Genomic DNA, 20,080 nt, shown 5'->3' on the forward strand with positions numbered 1-20,080 from the left:
TAAAATAATATTCTCTCGGATATCGCTATGGCTCAGGCAATACCTTCTAATCAATCCTCAAACGCAACAGATTTTGTGATAAGTGATAGCCAGCTTAAAAGCCTTAGAAAATCTGGATTTACATATAGTCCTGATGATGGAGGAGGATTAAAGTATGAATGTAAGCTAAATAAAACGAATCAAACCTTAACAGTTAGGTCATTCATTGCTAAACAAGAAAACCCAAATGAACATCCACTTCTCGGTAATGATCGTTTTGATATTGAAAGTAAATATAAAATAGCAATCATTGCGGCGGCTGGTGGGGAAAAAAGCTTAGGGTTAAGCGTTAAAGAATTTCATAAAGGCATAACCCGTGAGGAATTTGTCTCTGTACTCGCAAGTTCATCAACAGAAAGAGGCCTAGAACTATTTAATCAAATGACTGAATATCTGAGAACTCTTAATTCAGCTAGCATTGATGAAGGAGCTATTAAAGAATTTACAATTACCGATCAAGATATTGCGGATATTACACAAGCTAATCCTGATCTCGCAGTATCCCTATTTTTACGTTCTCCAACACTTACTGTGCAAACAGTTCTCTTAAAGCTATTAGACAACGATGTAGCAAAATACAAAGAGTTTAATGATGCATTGTGTAAACAACTATTGAACACATCGCCAGATGATTCACGTCTATCATTTAAAAGCCTCTCCGAATGTACCTCTCATTTACTTAATTTAGCTGAGCATCAAAAAAAGTCAGATTCGACTGTCATTGAGGGAGCAGCAGCAAAGTTATTAGCTTCTTCAATAAATAGAGTCATCGAATATAAGCCGCAGATCAAAGGTCAATACGAAGCAACGAAAGGCCGTCAGTCCTTATTAAGTCATTTTTTTCCTGAACCACCTAGATTCATACCAGGGACGCCTGAGGCATGTTCTTTTGCCAAATTAGATGAACATAAAGGCAGTTTGACTGAATTATTCGATAAATATCCGAAATTAAGAGTTCAACTTTATAACGAACTCCCTACCTTGGTAAAACAACTCTTCTTAAATAATTATATTAGTGAACTTTTCAAGAATACTGCAGATACTGATACAGGGGAACATCAGATACAAATAACCAAAATGCTCACAGACCTCTGCAGTAGGAGCAGAAAAGAATCGTCAGTATCTCATTTTAATGCACTGCAATTAAGAAGTACTTCTGAACCACTGGATTTAAATATTTCACCTCGAATCATCTTCCTTTTGTACTCAACAAATCTCTGCATGAAGAATCATTGTTTAAATTCTCAGTCGTTTAAGACTTCACGAAGAATAATGGAAGCAACCAACAAACTGACAACGCCATTTACCGACACTCAACTAAAGCAAGTCACTGCATGGGCTATAGCTTTTGGTGATTCAGCTTTTACGCGAGGATTGACTACTCAGCAGCAAACCCAATTACTTGCGAGCCCTTATTGGGAGCTACCGGTGTTATCTTTTGCCGAGCAGAAAACTTTACATCCAACTCTTAGAGAGGGTCAAATAGAGACTATTGATCAAATAAAACAAAAAATTGAACAAGGTTTCACAAAGACAAAAAAAACAGAACAATAATGAAAGGCCTCGCCCTAGAGGCCGTATCCAATTAGTCATTTCGATTTGTTACTGTCTAAAATTGGCAAACTCGAGGCACGAAGGTAGAAGTTTAGTGAGCTAAATGAAAGATGAGTAACAAAGAGTTTGCCAATTTTAGGCGTAACCCGAAGGGCTGTGTATATTTTTCGTTTCTTCTGTGTTGCCGAATGCTTATGTAGAGCAACTACACCTCACATTCGTCGTCTTGAATAAACAAAAAATCTACAACAGCAAATCAAAATCGTTAATTGGAAACGGCCTCTAGAGGCGAGGAATAAACATCAAAGCAATTCCATCAAGACAGATGTTAGTCCAGTCCAACTTCCACATCACTGATGATCAAATTACCACTAAAGATAGGATGAGGGTTACCAATAGGTTCTAAGCTAAAGTGTTGCTTATATTCTTCGGCTAATCCCTCATAACCACCAATAACTTGATATATCCAGCTTTCTGCATCAAATGGTAGTTCCTTTTCAGTAAGGTAATCGACGGCTCTGATGGTATTACCCGTTTCAATAACTTCACAGAGATATTCATCAACTGCAAGCTTAATTTCAGTCTCATTAATCTCAAAATCTTGCGACTCTTCAAGCGTAAAGCTGATTGACTCATGCTGTTGGTTTGAAGTAGCTGGCCGTTCACTAAACGCTTTAACCTTAGCCACTAGTTGCATCATTTCAGCTTCATGTAGGCTGTTTTTCACATCAGCAGAGGCCGTTGCTAATAGTGTTCCTGCTTGGTTAAATACAGTGGGGATTTGTTTATGACCGACATGATTCTCTGGCACATAGTCAGGGTGCATCTCAGCATGTAACAACCAACCTTTTAACAATCGAGTTCGACCTCGAATTTGACGGAACCGACCTAGCAACTCTAACAAACGAATTTGAACAAGGCTTAACTCTTCAATATTAAGGCTTAAGCTTTCTTGCAGAGTGGTGACCAACAGTTTACGTAGCTCACGAATATCACCCGCAATTTCTGTCAGCTCGTCAAACTGGAACATTTCTAAGCCATTAAGCAGCTCTGTCACTTGGCTTTGTGCGAGTTCGTTTTCACGGATCTTGGCGTTGATTGTCCCCACATAACCAAATTCGTTATTGATACGGCTCCAAAGCACTCGAGTTGAATAAGCAAGGCTTTCAGTAAAGCTATAAACATGCTCATTGAGATCTGCGAGATACGCTTCTGTGGCCGCATGATCGACATTAAGCCTTGCTTCTTTATAATGGTTCGCTAGTGTCTTAATGGTTGCCAGCGCTGAGCCAGCATTGGCATCGATTTGACGATTCCGCTCATCACTTAATGCTTCTTCAAGCATGGCTCTGACATTACGAGTTAGTCGTAATTCTTGTTCGGCTTCAGGTCGCCAAAGGATCTTAGCTTGTTTAAGCTTATCGACAACTTTACTGTCTGCATTGTCTTCATCAACAGAACCTGCCAGATAAGCATTCATGATCAAATCAGCATGCTTACCCAATAATTTAAGCTGTTTAACACCCGCTTGGTGTAAGTTATTGCTCATGGCGATTCCTTAAACCAAGTCTTGCTGAGTTACCGTTTCAGCCTGTGCTTCTAGACTTAGCGCTTCTGTCTCGTCGATAAAACGTATGACTTCATAGAGGTAATCTAACTTACCAGTAGCCAAATAAATCTGCTTATCTTTGTTCGGACGAGTTAAGTAACCGAGCTCTTGTAAACGCTTAAAAACCAGTTTAATTTGATTATCAGCCTGCGAGCTGGTTGAACCGAACAATCGATATTGGCTGAGCTTAGCCAGTTGCTCACGAAATGCAGGGGTATCTTCAATTCGGGTTTGTAACTCAGTTAAACGAATCGGTGACCCTTGCGTTAGCGGTGCATCAGCACCACTGGACTCTTGCACCAGCACTAACCACTCCACTAAAGGTGTGAGTGATTGGCAGATATCCTTAAACTGACTTGATATTACCTTACGTTCATTATCACCCAACTGTAAGTAACCACAAAAATACACCTCACCTTCGGCCGCTGAAGATAGCGTTCGATTGATTTGATTTAGGTACTGCTCAACGCTGTCTCGGGTTGTATGACTTTGTAGTGCTCGCCAGCCGTCTTCGTTGGTGGTACGACAAATAAAATCACCTTTGAGCAAGGCTTCAATTAATGCACTTTTACCAACCATTACTGATTCTGTCGACTCGTTTGCAAAACTTAACTCACTCATTATGCGCTCTCCTTAAGACGACCTTTTAACTTCTCAGCAATCGCATTCACTTTCGGTTTGACCACTTGCAGCTTCTTGGTTTGCTTGTTGATGATGTAACGATTTTTAAATAACTCTAATACTTCAGATTCTGGGTTCGGGAAAGCCCCTAATACACATATTTGGTTGTTCTCACAGGCATCGAAGATCTTCTTCACGTTGTTATGATGCAAGGTTCCGAGTTCATCGATTGGCCAATGAATCGTCGCTTGAGCACGACCACGCAGTAAACGGGTAAAGGCAAGTAAGAACTTACATAAAATTAAGTATGCCATACCATGACTGGATGACTCATTCAACTGTCGGTCGGTGCGAATAACGAGTGCACTGTTGCCTTCACGTAGCGTTAGTTCAATCTCAAGTAATTTAGCAATACCGCCAGTAAGAGCCGATCGTCCAATGACCTCAAGCGCTCGACGCATGCTTAAAATGTAATCCTCATCTGGTAAGCCATCAAAACCGGAGGCTTTCCATTGAGCAAAGGCTTTCACAAAGCGCTCCAGTTCAGGCCAGAATTCCAGCTCAGAGATGCGAGAACGAATTTTCACCGCTGATTCAGAAACACCGTCGAGGAATAACTCTTCACCGACCTCACGAGTAATACGCGCACTTTGTGATGCAATTCGACGATCAATATCTGCAAGTACATCGTAATAAGCCGTTAAGTCGATACCAAAAATACGACCTTGCTCTTGAATCGCTCTAAATTGTTGCGACACAATCACATTCAATAAGTTATCAAGCTTAGGCACGAGCTTACGATAATCGAGAATACGAATACCCTTGTCATTCACTGAGCTCGACTCTTCACGGGATTTCTCCCAGATCTCAGCAAAACGAGAGCCAGATTTACTCACGATCACGGAGTCAAAATGCTCGACGTATTGCTTAACCGAACTCAATAGGTTTTCGCGTTCAAGTAATGCATCGCTACCCTGTCGCACACGCTCTTGAATTCCGCCCTGCACGCCTTCGTCGTTCGCAGGTAACTTTAATTCACCCAGTTTACGGATCAGCTCACGCAAGCGGGTTAAATTCTCAGAGGTTTCAACTTGAATCGCCTCTTGGTATTTACGAGACTTATCTAATAACTCACGCTTTGATTTCACTTGATTCGATTCTGCTGATAGCTTCTGTGTTAACTCATTAATGGCTTGCTTCACTTCACTAAGTTGAGTTTGAAGCTTTGGTTTACGCACCAACCATTCACGTTGATACCAGTCGTCATATTTCAATACATCACTGCGACGTGACTCAGTATCAGCAATTCGAGTTTCCAATGTTTTAATATCACCCTTGAGCTTGATGATTTTACCTTCATCAACACCACGGGATTGCAGCTCGTTTTTATACCAAACGTCACATTCTTTCTGTTCCGTTTTCGCATTGGTTTTACGTTCATCTATGCTACTGCGAATTTGCTGGATTTGACCGTCAATCGCACCAATCACTTCTTGCCAATAAGCTTGGCGCTCCATCTTCTCATCACGAGCTTGTTCGTTATGCTCATCAAGACGAGTTTGATGCTGTTGCTGCTGCTTTTTAAGCTCATTTTCAAGCTTTGTCAGCTTTTGTTGAGTATCCGCTTTGCGATCTTTCAATGCTTGATTGATTTTCGCTTGTTCAGCTGTTTTATCTTCAAATAAGCGTTGTAGATCATCACGACTGTTTTTATACGCCGTTCTGGCCATGGTCAGCTCACGGCTTAGTGCATCTAACTCATCATTCACTTTAACCAGTGCATCTTCTGCCGCTTGTTGTTGCTCTTTCGCTAACTCTAAGGCTTCTTCTGCTTTGTGCAGACGACCACGTAACGCTTGCTCTGACTCCGCATATTCTGGGACATCAACCGCTTTCAAATCGAGATGAATACCAAATAAATTTTCATTTGGTTCACTTGCGATGCTTGGATGTAAATCAGTACGATGCAACATTTCTGGCGCAATCACTTTACCGAAGTTTTGCTCCCAGCCTTGCGCTTCTTTTCTTAAAAACTCCAATAAAGTATGAGATTGCGGGTAAAGGATTTGCTCTACTTCATCAAGCTGATTTTGACGTTCAGAAACTCGTTTGCTGGCACTACGTAATGCCTCGTTAGCTTGCTCACGCTGCGCACGTAATTTACGCTCTTCATTTGTGAGCCGTTCAACTTTATGACTGCAACTCTGCTCTTGCTCACGCCCAAGGTGGATACGCTCGTCAAATACAGCAAGCGCTAACTTTTCATCTTCGGTATACGTCACGTTTTGCAGTTGTATTTTGTATTCTGCGGCAGTTAATTTCAGTCCATTTTGACTGTCACTGAACTCAGTATTTAACCCGTTGAGCTGTTCACGGAATTTTTCATTCAATGCATCCAAATCTTTTCGTGCGGTGTCACGTTGTTGTTCTTTTTGTTCACGCTCTACATCTTGTTGGCTATGAAGCTTATCGAGATCTTTATTGAGCTTCTCAATGATTTTACTGCGGCGCTCGTTATAAGCTGATTCAATATCATGATGCTTTTCAGTTTGCAGTTTATGACGTTCACGTAAATTATCGAGATCGCTTTGCCAGTTTGGGATCAGCGTTAAATCGATCTTAGCTTGCTCAATATCAGCATCTAAAAAATTGCCATGCTGATCTTCAATTAAATCCAGCTCTTGCTCGTATTTGCTGTTATCACCTTTAGCCGCAGAGAGTTCTTGGTTTAACTCATCACGAGTTTGCTTCCAATCTTCTTCAAGCATTTTTAATTGCAGCGAATCTTCCTTAGCTTGGTTTTCAGCTAACTCTTTGCGCTGAATTTCTAATTCTTCATCGTTTTTATAACCACGAGATAAACTGCCAAGGCGATGTTCGACACTCAACAGTTGATTGAACTCTTGCTCAAGCTTGGCATATTCAGGGCGAAGCTGTTCAAAGCCTTTAATCAGTTGGCTTTCATTAATCCAAGCTTCAACGTGAAGTGGGTTTATTCGAGAGCTTGGCGGGTTTACACCATCTTCTTCTAGGATTGCGGCAATCATAGATTTGATGGTTTCCATCTTGCCTTCTTTCGAATGCACCGCTTTAGCTAGTTTTTCAATATGACGTAATGAATGTTCAGCATCACACAAAGAGAACTGGCTGGCAAAACTGCGCATTTCACTACGGTTGCTGCCAATGTTAAGTAAACTTCTATCATGCTGAATTACGGCACGGTACTCACGGGTATTCAGCAGCTTAGTTACACTGATACCATTGCGTTTAAAATTACGACCTAATTCAGCCGTCGAATGACAAACAATTGCATCACCGTTTCGAGTTTTCACATAATCTTCGAGCTCAAATCCTTTAGCCACAAAACGGTAATTTACCCCTTTACCATCACCTGCGGACGATAAAACAGCTTGGTAAAGCAGTTCATCACTTTTTTTGTATTCATAAATGATATAGCTGCCATCATGTGGTAAATACCAACGTTCAAAACTGTCACGGGTTGAAGGTACAACTCGGCTTGGGTACTCGCCATAAAATACAGGAACAAGGCGCTGAAGTGTGGTTTTACCTGAAGCGTTGGTACCACAAATATTGGTATGACCGTCTAATTCAAGTTCCACAACGCCGGGAAGGTGCGTGTCAATTAACACAATGCGAATCAAGCTTGGCATGCTTATCCTTTTGCAAATGTAATGCTAGCGCTTAAAGAAACAAAAATAAAAGGCGCTAATTTGAGAATAATCTGAATATAAGAAGAATAACTGAAATGGTAAAAGAGGTGCAATTTTTTAGAGTGACTTTGAGCTACAAATAAAATTTAGCTTTCCTAATCTCTAATCAACATATTCTTGAGGTAAAGGCATACTTTCCCATTCAAAAGTATGTGGGAGAACTTTTGTATGTAGCATACAAGGAACATAATTACATTTAAGAATAACATCTTGCAAGTTATCACACACCTGTAACTCCGAGTGAAGTTCTTTCAATTGCTCAAGGGAAGTATCTCGAAAATCGTCTTGATAAGTAAATTGACCATTTCCTTGATTTGAAGCAAGAAAATAATGGCCTGATTCCCCTCCTCGATGCAAAGCAACCATTGTAATTTCAACTTCAACAGATCCATAGTAATATTCAGTTGTGTGTTCTTGTTCGTTGGCATAGACCACCGGAATTTTAATCGTTCCACCGCTGTTTAAACAATTTACAACACCGTGTGACAACTGCTTTTTAACTTGTTGATCAACACCTAAATCAAAACTAATCCCATTAAATTGCTTATGATCTCGAATAACAACAGCATGTTGAATTTGGGTTTCTAAAAAAACTCCACTAGATCCAACTGGTCGACTATTCAATTGCTGTGAGTGCCATACCTTATTTTTTTCAACTTTGCGTGCAATATCTTCCTCAAATCTAATGATGTCAGTAATTTGTAAATTCGGGTATTCTTGTTGATTAAGGTTAGTTAATCCGCCTGAAAAAACATTTTTAGAAAAATAGCGTTGAGGGTTTCTCAATTGTTTACCCGATACAACAACCCTCTCTACTCTATTTCCGTGTAGCTCTGCTGTTTCTACAGCGATATCTTGGTAGCCAGTCGCTGGATGATGATTCAGTTTTAAAATGGAAAAAATACCCGAAAGTAAGTTAGGAACATCATCTTGTTTGACTTTGTCTAAACCGGAAACATGTAAACTCTGATTCAACTTACCCGTAAAATCAGCTTTTGTATCATAAAGCCACCTTAAAGCTTCAAAGAAGCGATAACCTTCAGCGCTCAGCATTTGTGAAGGTAGTGTACCTTCTAAGATTTGCTGACCCTTTGCAACGAGACTGTAAAAAGTGTCTGCGACATAAAATCGTGCCATATGCTCATCTGATTTCCATAGACCATTAACAATACCTTCATTGAGACATTGTTCTCGAGCATCATAAGCAGCACGAATAGGAACGCTTCTAATTAAATATTGCATTGTAGTATTAAAGTTACAGTTCCCACCCCAAGAAGGAAAAGCAAAGCTTTGAGGTCTTTGTAACAGGAATTGATTAGGGCTGCGTAGTCGCCATATATCACGAATGAGAAATCCGGCATTTACTATGCACAGCTGATCAGCAGTTAATTGATCAAATGGTGTTGACATGGCGTCTATACCATCAGCTATAACTTGTTGACGCATTTGCGTATTTTCATTGTTTCGGCTATGGACTAAATTGTCCAGCAAAGTAATTGTTCGGATATCTTTATCACTGAAAACATTTTGATTCATTGCCATAAAAAAATGATTTTTTCCAAATAGATAATTGCCAGTTTCTTTCCTCAAAGCACTGTTTGAATTCATTAAGTGATGTAGCCATAGGAAACAATAAATTTGCTTGCAAAAATCATTTATATACTCTGGAAGAAGATGATAACCGTCAGTAAAACGAACCAGCTCTTCTAGTGATATCCCCAATTTGTCTTGTAATTCAAATTCTAAATTAATACCATTTGAGTCAAACTCACGATAATTCGAAAGTTCCCCTCTCAAATAATTAAGTGCTCTTCCCCGATCAAGACATTGATTTTCTTGCTGCGTCCGATGTTGAAGTATTCGCTTAATTAAAGGTAAATTAGCCCTTGCTACTCGAGAGTCTAGCCCCTCAGTAACTGAGTGAGTCTGGCTGTTAAAGATACTTTGATAATCAACATCCAACATCAAATGGTTATTAAGCATTGCAAAGCAATCTGTGCTTCTCAGTGGCACTAACTCACCTGAATTTCCACTATTGCAATATGCTTTAACCCCCGCTTGAATGACTAAAAATGCATGAACTTGTTGGCAGAAGCTCAACGGTTCTTGATTAATAAAGCAACGAGGATCTACGTATTGAACGAAATCTTTGAATAGTACTGGTTTGATTGCCTGATGCAAGTCGATAACTTTATGAGGGGCAACAGGCGATTTAAAATGCTCCATTTCATACGAAATTTTTTGATAATATTCATCTCGACACATATCAAAAGCCTCTTCCTTTGACAAAATCACATTATCTCTCATGCTTGCTGTAAATCGGCTAACTTCATCATCCTTTATTTTTTGGGCGCGTTCTTGAATCCGTTTTACTTTTAGTATCTTATTATCACAGGTTTTGTCTTGAGAATATTGCCAGATAACATTTCGAACTAAGATTTCACCTTCTGCTCTCTGAATCCATGATTCCATGCCTTTCATATTAGGGTGTTTTCTAACCTCTCTCATCATCTCTTCTTTAGCTTCAGTAAGGTCAACACCATGAGTACGTATGATCCCTTTGGCTTCTGCTCTGAGCTCCTCAAGTTTTCTTAAGCTTTCAGGCGTATACTTTTCATCTATTGTTTTTTCCCTTGGTAAGTTTATGATTTCGGAGATTCTGTTAGCATTTAAAAAGCCTTGCTCAACTAATGTATGAAGGTCGTTTTCACACATTTCACGATCGTGGATTATGGCAAATGCCCTCTCTGTATCAACATCCACTTTTTTAACAACTGGAACTTCTGCAATAGCGACTGGCTCAGGTAAAAGTGCTGGAGCATCGGATAAAGTGCTAGTTGTTTGTTTATTCGATGAAGTCTTGGGAGTATCAACTGTAGGAAAAGTAATTTCCAAATATCTTTTTATTATGCCTATTTCTTCTTCGTCAAGATCACTTCTTCTCTCTATAACTTTTTTGAAGTCCTCGAAGTTTTGAATGCAATTATCAAACTGTTCATCGGTGTAACCAGCAAGCTCAGGAAGTTGATCAATAATATTCTGTATTTTAGGATCTCTCTTACCACAAATAGCCGCTTTGCCAGCCATACATTCGGAATTAGATGCTAATGAAGTATTTGAAAGTCCAGCCTCTAAACCTCGGGATTGAGAATCGGCACTCTGGGCATTTTGCCTACCTAAAGTAGCCATAAGTTCTTTTATTCTCTCAGCTGTTCGGCTTAACTGTGTAACCCTCGAATCAGTAGACCGCTCTTTATACCCATCATCAGGAATTTGTTTACATTCTTCTGGCATCGAAGCAAAAATTTCATTAGCTACCTGGCCATTAGCCGCCTTTAAAACTCCTGCTTTTTGCTCCTCATTAAGAAGATCTGACTGAGCAATAAAAGTTCTTGCTAACCATCGGCTTGTCCGGTGCTTTCCTTCTTCTTGAAAATCAACTTTTACTTTTTCTTTCCATCCTGAGCCAAACCAGTTTTTTCTTTGCACAAAGAATTGATTTGATTCTGGATTAAAAGATACTCGATAGGTATGTTTTTTAAAGCCATAGCCTTTAACTTTAAATGTTAATGTCTGATAACCATCATCTAAATTTTCGGGAAACTTTAGTCGAGTAAGAGTACTGGCTCCAACTGGATTTGGCATACCCCCCCCTAATTTAGACTTTAAATACTTAACTAAAATTATACTTAAAGAGCTTCTTATCAACAGTTAAACCTTATTCATTTAGAGTTAAATGAGTTATTACATAAAACCAAAAAGCCCATATTTCTTCTCAAGTGTTTTAATTTTAGGCAACATGACTTAATCCAATAAGAGTGGCCACCTGACATGAGCCAAATCATTTTCAAAGGTATGGACAGGAATGTCTCAATATAATGTAGTTTTATTGTGTGGTGGTAGTACAACGTCTTGAACGACTCCCAGTACTACTGTTTCATTAATCTTTTGTAGATAAGTCAAAACAGCCTGTCTTTACTGCAGATACTCAACATCAATTTTACAATCTTTAACGTTAATAAAAGGCTTTGGCTTATTCCATGCATAAAGTTTAAATTTACATAAATATAGAGAATTAAACTGCATAGGTTAATTCGATTTAATTTGTTGCTTAACCAAATTTAACACTGACAACTAACACCTCCTCTATAGGCTGATATTACAAATCAATAACAGCGTAATTCAATCCCCAATTAGAGTTATGAAACACAACTGCTTGTTACTTTAATTTACTCTATCTTGTGAAATATCTGATTTTATATAATGAAAATCCCAATAGGAAGGAAAGCTAAATTTAGGGGGGGCTGAACTGATTAACATAAGATAAGACCGATACACAATTAAGTGATGAACTATGTATCGGTTAGAAACGCTAAATGTTACGAAGCCTGCTTATATTGTAATTGTCGTTGCTCATACAAATCACACATACTCTGAACACCTTTAGCTTCGTAAGGGCGAAGACCACTCATAACAAGAGATTTTGTGCCTGTGCCAACCATATGACCTTGACTCATCAATTCAAAGTGTAGGGTCACATCACCACGCTTACCTTCGATTTCAAGTTCAGTTTTGACAAGTTTGAGTTCAATATCATTAAAATCAAAACTTGATAATTCAAAGGCCATGCTCTCATAAATCACTAATGGGCGAGCTGGATTGATCATTACTTGGTGCTCTTTCATCAATGGAACAAGTACATGCATGAAGTTTAAGCCAGAGAAAGCGACATAACTACGAACAAAGGCTTCGATTTGCTTTTGATTATCATCAATAGCGCCATCACGCTTTACCTGAAGGTAAGTCTTTTCTCTTACGTCGGTAATCGCAAACTCAGAGGCCGCATCTTCAGGAAATTGCAGTTCAACACCATCACCAACCATACCTGCAAAATTAAATTCCATCGACTGGCTTAATCCATACTGACTTAATACCAGAGCAAACAGTAAATCACCTGGAACACAAAAGCGCTTAGCATCAACGTCATGAATAGGATTGAGATCACCTGCGATATTTTTTGCAAAATCACTGGCTTTCTGGCTTGAAACTTTGATGGACGACCCTTGCTTTTCAAAGAAAGGTGCTAAAAACATAAGCGCTTTACTCTCTATAGATATTTTGAAAACGAAAGCGAGCAATTGTACAGCAAAAGTTCAAATTAACTCACCCGATGACTTAATATAACTATTTACTCTCGTGCCATATAAATAGAAATAAGTAATACATACAGCAGATTGAACAAATATTATTTTTCAATACCACGAAATGTTTCTAACATTTGATATAGATCAAAAAAATAATAATGAGAATGGTTTGCATTTTCCAAATCAATTGGTAAAATCCGCGCTAATTTACAAATAGAACATTCGTTTAACAACCGATAACACGGGACGCAAAATGAAAAAGACACTACTTGCAACTGCAATGCTTGGTTTATTTGCAAGCCAAACAGCTATTGCTGCAGACGATACAGCAGAACTTCGCAATATTATTAAAGAACAGCAAAAAGTACTTGCTGATCTTGAAAGACGTTTAGAGCAAACAGAAAAGCGTGTTGAAAAAACGGCTGATGTTGTTGAAGAAACAGCAAGTAGTAAGAGTGCTACAACTCTTGGTGGTTATGGAGAGCTTCACTATAACGCAAAAGAAGATGGCGACGATAAAGTCGATTTCCACCGTTTTGTATTATTTGTTGGTCATGAGTTTAATGACACAACTCGATTTTTCTCAGAAGTAGAGATCGAGCACTCTCTTGCTGGTGATGGCAAACCTGGTGAAGTAGAGCTTGAGCAAGCTTACATTGAGCATGACTTTAGTGATAAATACACTGGTAAAGCTGGTTTATTCTTAATGCCTGTAGGTATTATCAATGAAACTCATGAGCCAGAAACATTTTATGGTGTTGAGCGTAACCCTGTTGAGAAAAACATTATCCCAGCAACATGGTGGGAAGCAGGTCTAAACTTAAACATCAAAGCTTCGCCAGGGTTAGCATTTGACGCAGCTGTAACTTCTGGCCTTTACGTTGATGAATCTTTCAAAATTCGTAGCGGTCGTCAAAAAGTGGCTAACGCCAAAGCGAATGATCTAGCATACACTGGCCGCATTAAATACACCGCAATTAACGGTCTTGAGTTAGCTGCAACAGCACAATATCAGACAGACATTACTCAAAGTAAAGGTGCTGATACTGCTGATGCAACACTATTAAGTGCGCATGCAATTTATACAATCAATAAGTTCACACTAAAAGCACTTTATGCACAATGGAATGTTGGTGGTGATACTGCGAAAGCATTAGGTCGTGATAAGCAGTTTGGTTATTTCATTGAACCTTCTTATCGCATTAATGAAGAGTTTGGTGTATTCGGACGTTATAATGTTTACAACAACGACGCAGGCGACAGCAGCAAAGAAGATGTAAAACAATACAATGTTGGTGTTAACTATTGGTTAAACGAGCATGTAGTTTTCAAAGCAGATTTTGAAAGACAAAGTGGCAGCAAAGATGCGAAAATTTATAACCTAGGCGTTGGTTATTCATTCTAAGCACCCATTGTAAAACTTTCGAAAGCTATTGAGTTCAGATACTTGGCTAGTGACAAAGGTGTCGAATTATGTTCGACACCTTAAATATTGTGAGATTGAAATGAAAAAGCTTATTTTTTCTCTTTTATTACTTTCAATAACCAGTGTTGCGGTAAGTAAAGAGTATCTGTCTCCAAAAAACTTCCTCCAACAAACCCTCAAAACTGAGTCAGCTGAACGCCACGTTTACTGGCTTGATGATGAAGCCAAATCTGTTATTGAATCCATTCTAGGCCATAAGTTTAATAAGCTCAGATTACGCTATTGGCAAAGAGATAATGAGACGGTGTGGATATTAAATGAAATTGGCAAAGAAGCTCCAATTACAGTTGGCATCCATGTGAGAGATAACCAAATCGTTAAAACTAAAGTATTGGTTTATCGTGAAAGCCGCGGTGACGAAGTGCGTCACGACTTCTTTACTAAGCAATTTACAGATGCAAGATTAACGGATGAAAATAAGTTAGATCGTCATATTGATGGAATTACAGGTGCAACACTTTCTGTTAGAGCATTAACTAAGCTCTCTCGTATTGCGCTCTGGCTACATAAGAAAGTTATTTAATTCTTCTACACCTGTTAATGACTTTTCATTAACAGTCATCATTTATTCAGGTATATTAAACCACTATAACAGCCAAAAATTTACATTACGCCAATTTATGAATGCTAAACGACATCATTCAACAAAAAAGAAGTACAATAAGCTAAAACAAAAAGTCGTACGCAAATTAAAAGCTTGGCATCGTCGACTTGGCGTTTTTTGCGCTCTTTTCGTTATCATTATCACCATTAGCGGCATTGCGATAAATCACAGTCAATCGCTTAATTTAGCGAAAACACCCGTGACTCAAGTTTGGGTTTTAGATCATTACAACATTTCACCCCCAAAAATAGTGTATGCACTGAACGTCTCAAAATCGACACTCACATTTTCTGATCACTTATTATGGCTCAACCACGAATTAATCTTGGAAGCCGATTCCCCCATTATTAATGCTGTTCCATATAACCAATTCATTGTTGCAGTGACTACCGAACACCTTTATTTATTTGATAATACCGGCACTCTACAAGAGCGGCAAGATTCATCGTTTGGTTTACCTGTTCCAATAAAAGCAATTGGAATCGACGATAATTCAAGACTTAGGATACGATCAGCTAATGATGATTATGTAGCTGACGAAGATTTAATAGAGTGGAACATCAGCAAAAAACTACCTGAAACAAATTGGCGAAAGCCGGTTATTTCAACGAACAAGAATGATTATATTCTCGCCCGTAGTTTTCATTTAAATTGGCAACGTGTGATACAAGATTTGCACAGCGGTCGCTTTTTTGGAATTGTAGGTACCCTACTCTGGGATTTGGTGGGTCTTGCTCTACTTTTCCTATCTATTTCTGGTTTAATTATTTTTATGAAACAAAAGAAGAAATAAAACTGTATTTTATCTCTCTTTAAACAATACCAATCAATACCCTGTTCTGATAAGTTAGTGTTTAATTTTTAGACATGGACGTATTGCAATGAGATTGGTTCTCCCCTTCTATACCGTTAAAGATGCTCTAACTGAGTTGGATAATGGTGGTCATTTTTTTAATATTTTTACTGACGCTAATGACGGTGAAATAGAACAAGCCGAGTTAGCCAAGGTAGCTGGACTTTTTAGCGATCAGCAAAAAATGTTTTTATTCCTTGATATGGTGCTCTTAGAGCTTACCGAAGAAGATGCTGATACTGTCATTGGTTCATTATCTGAAAAACTTCAACAGCAATATTTAATTAAAAAGCCTCAACATTTAGCATCAACACTTGAAGCTCAACCAGACAAACTTGGTTCTAGTGTCATTATTTCGGGTACACCTAAATTAGTTGAATCCAAAACCGATTTTAATGGTTTTATTATGGTTCCCATAACCTCGAATAATGTCACCACATTTTCTTTAATCCCAATTTTCGATCAGTATGACGTTTATCAAATTACCGATAAAACTACTGACCAAACCTTTGTTATTGCTCATACTCAATCACAGAACAAGCTCGAAGAAGTACCGACGACTTTTGGTGGAACCCTAAAGGAATTACAGGGAGAATCAGAGCAATCACAAAAGTTATTTTTAGAAATTGTTTACTACTCTATTTAAGTCATTACTTTTAGGGTCTGTTGATCTTTCGTGATTGTTTTTGCAGCGATAAATTGGTTATTTTATGCAAGGCAGCGCTTGTGCGGTTTGGTTATTACCGACATATAAAACTGTCGTTACTTCGTTTCCAAATAAACAAGCGATAACGCAGTAGAAATGACCAATTTGCGCTGTCTTCGATGCTTTTTAGCGTTCACTGTTCTGTGTTGTGACCAGCTCACTTAGATGACTAAGCTTCACTGCTCACGCCTTGAACAGGTAAACGCTAAAATAGCACAAAATTTAATCCTGAAAGATCAACAGACCCTAGTCTGATTTCTAAATATTTTACCCTTTATATAATTTATTAATAAACTTTACTTCCATTTGACTTTCGTCAAGTGGCTTTTTTTTGCTCCGTCTATTCTGTCACCAACGGCACGGAACTAGCCTGTTGTATGAGGGCACCTTCGTGCATAGCTACTTCAACACAAATTATTTTGTAGCTAAGAACAAAGTACAGTGATACTCGGAGCAGAAAAATGGATAACAAAGAATTAAAGGTAAACACAGACCGTCGTCATTTTCTAGGCGGTTCAGTGGGTGTAGGGCTTGTAGGTGCTGGTTTAGCAGCAGGTATGGTTTCAACTTCAGCTACAGCTTCAAGTGGAAAAAAACGTGACCGCATGGCAAATTACACCGCCGATCAACTTGAGCGTGTTACTCAAGAACTTGTACCACCACCGTTTGTCCCTGAACATGATCAAGTCGCAAAGGGCAAACCTAAAGTTATTCAAGTCACTCTTTCTGTAGAAGAAAAACAAGTCGAACTGGATAACGGTGTGAAAGCTTGGGTAAGTGCTTTCAACGGTAGTGTTCCTGGGCCATTAATTGTCTGTCACCAGCATGATTATGTTGAACTCACTCTGAAAAACCCAAAAACAAATGCACTGGCTCACAATATTGATCTTCACGCTTCAACAGGTGCATTAGGTGGTGGTGAATTGACACTGGTTTCACCGGGTGAAGAAGTCACCTTCCGCTTTAAAGCAACCAAGGTTGGTACATTCGTTTATCACTGTGCTCCGGGTGGCATCATGATCCCATGGCACGTTGCAATGGGAATGGCCGGTGCAATTATGGTGCTTCCTCGTGATGGTTTGAAAGACGGTCAAGGTAATCCAATTAAGTACGACAAAGCCTACTATGTTGGCGAGCAAGACTTCTATATTCCAACGGATAAAAACGGTAAATACAAAACGTATGACACGGTTACTGGCAGCATGTCAGATACCTTAGAAGTGATGAAAACATTGACACCATCCCATATTGTATTCAATGGCAAAGTCGGCGCACTCACAGGAAAAAATGCGATGACAGCGAAGGTAGGTGAAACGGTTATGTTCATCCATTCACAACCTAACCGTGATACTCGTCCACACATTATTGGTGGTCATGGCGATTATGTATGGCCAACGGGATCATTTAACGATGCACCACAAACTGATTTAGAAACATGGGGGATCCCAGGAGGATGTACTGGTGCAGCAATCTATACCTTCTTACAGCCAGGTTTATACGCTTATGTAAATCACAACTTAATCGAAGCCATTATGAAAGGGGCTGCTGGCCATATTAAAGTTGATGGTGAATGGGACGACAACCTGATGGTTCAACTGAAAAAGCCACACAAAATGGCATAAAGGATAATCTTTGGAGTGCAGTGCTGCATTGCACTCCTTTTTAGATTACAACTTAAGGAGGTTAGCATGAAAGCAACTTCTCATTTCAAACGACGTTTCATTACTTGCACGAGTATTCTACTTTTCATCACAACCTTTCTAGCTTCTGCAGCAGAAAAGCCACTTGATTACCAACTGCAAGGGAAGGTCTACCAATGGTATGGTTTTCTCGACCAATCTCGCTATGCCATTCCAAACTCTATCTCGATTGATTACGGCGAATACAAAAATGCAAAGCGAACAGCCGGCGCTCATCATATTTTGACAATAACGCCCGAGGTCAAAGAAAACGGAAAACAGATTATCGAAGTTGAGCTTGAATACCTTTCCAAACCTAACTCAGGAAAAGCAGTGGTAGGCCAATACGTAATTCAATGGCTTACTTTAGATTTAAAAACAAACAAAATTACAGCCAGTAAAACTGAACTCAACGAGTTTGATAGTTTTGAATCAAATTACCGTTCAGCCAGCCATTCTAACCTAATAAAAGCCTTTATTTATGAGTGGACAGATCACATCGACAAACTCAGTGAAGGGAAGTCTGCCAACAATGCAGAGCTATTTAAGGCTTTTGGAGTTAACACCAAATTTTCCCCCGAAGAGCCTCAGATTAACAACGCTAAACAATACCTCTCAGTGATAGCCAAGCAAGATTATAAACAAAGTCGTCGAGCTATCAAAAACCTCAACATAAAGCCAAGCGAGAATCATCAAATTTATACAGCGAGTTTTCAATATGTATGGAGTGCATTAAACCATGATGATGAAAACGAGCTTGCCCAAATGGGGCTCGAACTCAAAGTTAAGTTCATTGATGGCAAAGTACATATTGTCAGTTATAAGGCTAAATACCTGCCACCAGTCACTGACTTAGGCGCAGAGATCCGCTGTTAAGGGAAGCACTATGAACAAGATAGTTAAACTCATTTTATTAATATCGTTAGGTTTTATCCTTAATCTAACTTCAGGCAGTTTTGCATCAGCCCAAATGCCAATTTTAAAAGGTATTGGTGGCGATTTCACACTCATGAGCTCCAAAGGCGCTGAAGTCAGCTTGTCTGACTTTCGTGGTAAAGTTGTACTCATGTTTTTCGGTTACACCAATTGTGCTGACATTTGCCCTACAACTATGGCCCACGTAAGCCAAATGATGAAAAAACTTTCGTTAAATCAACAAGCTCAAGTTCAGGTGCTATTTGTTAGCATTGACAGCGAATACGACACCCCAAAACATTTAAACAAGTATCTCAGCTATTTTGATCCTAGCTTTATTGGCCTAGTTGATGAAGAAAATAAGGTTGCTGAAGTTGCAAAGCTTTACAGCGCTGAGTTTTCAAAGCTCGCCGATGAACGAGTCACAACTCAATACAAAAAACTCAGTGTCGAGGATAATGATGCGCCTAAGAAAAAAGGCTACTTGTTCTCCCATACTGCCAAAATTTTCGTTATTGACGGTAAAGGACGCACAAGAGGATTTTTTTACACTGGTACGCCTCTCATAGAAATGCGTGATGAAATTGTTGGGTTACTAAAAGGATAAACAATATGAGATTAAAATATGTACTTTTTTCTTTAATCCTAACCGTTATCAGCGGTTCTGTATTTGCTAAAGACTTTAAAGTTGAAGACGTATGGATCAGAGCCATGCCCCCAACCAGCCGAGTGGTACCTATTTATTTAACCATAGAAAACTCGACAAGTAAGCCAATGAAGCTTGACTCGATTTCATCAAAAAGAGGCCATATCGAGTTGCATAAATCTTTTATTAAAAAGGGCATGATGCGAATGGAGCAAGTTGAATTCGTGGCTGTTCCAGCCAACGGCGTTGCAAAACTGGAACCTGCAAGCTTTCATGGCATGATGATGGATTTTACTCATGGTGTTCCCGCTAAAGGCGAGAAAGTACCGCTAAAATTGCATTTTAAAAATGGGGAAACGATAAAGGTTTTCGCAAAAGTCACGATGGATGGACCAGCTATCGATCATAGTCACCATCATTAATCATCTTTATGAGTAGTTAGGTTACCCAACCTTCCTAGCTGCTCATCACTCAACTTAAACATAGTCAGCAC

General features: G+C 39.1%; 14 protein-coding genes. 9 read left to right on the forward strand and 5 right to left on the reverse strand.

The annotated features are described in order from the left end of the window. Positions 1–27: 27 nt before the first annotated feature. Positions 28–1,593 (forward strand): hypothetical protein, encoded by a 1,566-nt coding sequence (locus AC1EU2_RS03555; RefSeq protein WP_480296606.1) that lies wholly within the window; start codon positions 28–30, stop codon positions 1,591–1,593. A 328-nt stretch (positions 1,594–1,921) separates the two neighbouring features. Here AC1EU2_RS03555 and AC1EU2_RS03560 read toward each other — a convergent pair whose 3' ends face one another. The 5 genes from AC1EU2_RS03560 to AC1EU2_RS03580 form a co-directional block, all read right to left on the reverse strand. Continuing rightward, positions 1,922–3,142 (reverse strand): phosphoenolpyruvate carboxylase, encoded by a 1,221-nt coding sequence (locus AC1EU2_RS03560; RefSeq protein WP_480296607.1) that lies wholly within the window; start codon positions 3,140–3,142, stop codon positions 1,922–1,924. 9 nt (positions 3,143–3,151) lie between these two features. Then, positions 3,152–3,823, reverse strand: a complete 672-nt coding sequence (locus AC1EU2_RS03565) for a condensin complex protein MksE (protein WP_480296608.1) — start codon at positions 3,821–3,823, stop codon at positions 3,152–3,154. Next, the gene (locus AC1EU2_RS03570) at positions 3,823–7,494 is read right to left on the reverse strand and encodes an ATP-binding protein (protein ID WP_480296609.1); all 3,672 of its coding nucleotides are present in this window, start codon (positions 7,492–7,494) and stop codon (positions 3,823–3,825) included. The genes AC1EU2_RS03565 and AC1EU2_RS03570 overlap by 1 nt, the downstream gene beginning before the upstream one ends. Before the next feature lie 162 nt (positions 7,495–7,656). Continuing rightward, entirely contained in the window at positions 7,657–11,199 is a 3,543-nt protein-coding gene (locus AC1EU2_RS03575) for a hypothetical protein (protein ID WP_480296610.1), read from the reverse strand. Between the two features lie 734 nt (positions 11,200–11,933). Beyond that, a complete protein-coding gene (locus AC1EU2_RS03580; protein WP_480296611.1) occupies positions 11,934–12,647 on the reverse strand; it encodes a DUF3581 domain-containing protein in 714 nt (237 codons plus the stop codon). 304 nt (positions 12,648–12,951) lie between these two features. On the opposite strand from AC1EU2_RS03580, the gene AC1EU2_RS03585 reads away from it, so the two are divergent. The 8 genes from AC1EU2_RS03585 to AC1EU2_RS03620 all read left to right on the forward strand — a co-directional run bounded on the left by AC1EU2_RS03585 (position 12,952) and on the right by AC1EU2_RS03620 (position 20,009). Further along, on the forward strand, positions 12,952–14,103 hold the full coding sequence (locus AC1EU2_RS03585) for a porin (protein ID WP_480296612.1): 1,152 nt from the start codon (positions 12,952–12,954) through the stop codon (positions 14,101–14,103). A gap of 100 nt (positions 14,104–14,203) precedes the next feature. Continuing rightward, positions 14,204–14,707: an FMN-binding protein gene (locus AC1EU2_RS03590; RefSeq protein ID WP_480296613.1), complete on the forward strand. Its 504-nt coding sequence runs from the start codon at positions 14,204–14,206 to the stop codon at positions 14,705–14,707. Beyond that, positions 14,676–15,581 carry a PepSY domain-containing protein gene (locus tag AC1EU2_RS03595; protein ID WP_480296614.1) on the forward strand — a complete coding sequence of 302 codons (906 nt, stop codon included), beginning with the start codon at positions 14,676–14,678 and terminating at the stop codon, positions 15,579–15,581. The genes AC1EU2_RS03590 and AC1EU2_RS03595 overlap by 32 nt, the downstream gene beginning before the upstream one ends. An 88-nt stretch (positions 15,582–15,669) precedes the next feature. Beyond that, positions 15,670–16,287: a hypothetical protein gene (locus AC1EU2_RS03600; RefSeq protein ID WP_480296615.1), complete on the forward strand. Its 618-nt coding sequence runs from the start codon at positions 15,670–15,672 to the stop codon at positions 16,285–16,287. 521 nt (positions 16,288–16,808) lie between these two features. After that, positions 16,809–17,969 carry a copper-containing nitrite reductase gene (nirK, locus tag AC1EU2_RS03605; RefSeq protein WP_480296616.1) on the forward strand — a complete coding sequence of 387 codons (1,161 nt, stop codon included), beginning with the start codon at positions 16,809–16,811 and terminating at the stop codon, positions 17,967–17,969. A gap of 66 nt (positions 17,970–18,035) precedes the next feature. After that, a complete protein-coding gene (locus tag AC1EU2_RS03610; protein WP_480296617.1) occupies positions 18,036–18,902 on the forward strand; it encodes a hypothetical protein in 867 nt (288 codons plus the stop codon). 10 nt (positions 18,903–18,912) lie between these two features. Further along, entirely contained in the window at positions 18,913–19,548 is a 636-nt protein-coding gene (locus AC1EU2_RS03615) for an SCO family protein (protein WP_480296618.1), read from the forward strand. A 5-nt stretch (positions 19,549–19,553) separates the two neighbouring features. Beyond that, on the forward strand, positions 19,554–20,009 hold the full coding sequence (locus AC1EU2_RS03620; protein ID WP_480296619.1) for a copper chaperone PCu(A)C: 456 nt from the start codon (positions 19,554–19,556) through the stop codon (positions 20,007–20,009). Positions 20,010–20,080 lie beyond the last annotated feature (71 nt).

It is taken from the genome of Parashewanella sp. 2304DJ23-3, assembly GCF_056591695.1.